This is a genomic window from Methylobacterium indicum (assembly GCF_001043895.1).
Taxonomy (GTDB): Bacteria; Pseudomonadota; Alphaproteobacteria; order Rhizobiales; family Beijerinckiaceae; genus Methylobacterium; species Methylobacterium indicum.
Window position 1 is genome coordinate 1 of the sequence record NZ_JTHF01000374.1, and the last position, 606, is coordinate 606.

Annotated in this window: 1 pseudogene; it reads right to left on the minus strand. The window is 76.9% G+C overall.

The features are described from left to right. Positions 1-606: pseudogene (locus QR78_RS35245) on the minus strand (caspase family protein); the annotation flags it as partial.

Consider the following 606-nt stretch of genomic DNA (forward strand, 5'->3'; position numbering starts at 1 on the left):
GGCGGGGCCAGCTCGACCAGCACGACCGGGGGCGGCGGCAGAAAGACCGCGGGCGGCGGCGGCAGGGCGTAGACCGGATCGTCGAGGACGAGGGCCGGGCGCTCGACATAGACGATCTCGTCGGGCGGCGGCGGCGGCACGTCGTAGGCGAAGGCCCGGTAATCCGGCGGCGGCGCCAGCGCCACGGCGAACGCCGAGAGGCGGCGACGGGCATCCCAGGCATGCGGACCGCGGGGATAGCGGGCGAGGTAGGACCAGTAGGAATCCGGCGTGTCCGCCATGGCGCTCGCGCGCCACGTCAGGGCCTCGCGCCGCGCCGCGATGATCGCCCGCACGCGCTTGGCCAGCGGGTCGCGGGGGTAGGCGGCGGTGAAGTCCTCGTAGGCCGGCAGGGTGTCGCGGGCGAGGCAGGCGGCGTAGGCCTCCCGCGCGCCGATTTCGCCGAGCGGCTTCTGCGGCGGCGCGAAGCCGGCGAGGGAGGGCGCGCCCGCCTCCCGCTCCAGGAAGACGAACGGCGCCTCGATGCGGGAGGCGCTCCACGGCACCTCGGCGCCGCGGGTCGTCTCGGCGACCCGCAGGCGCACCCGCTCGAACAGGGCGGCGGGC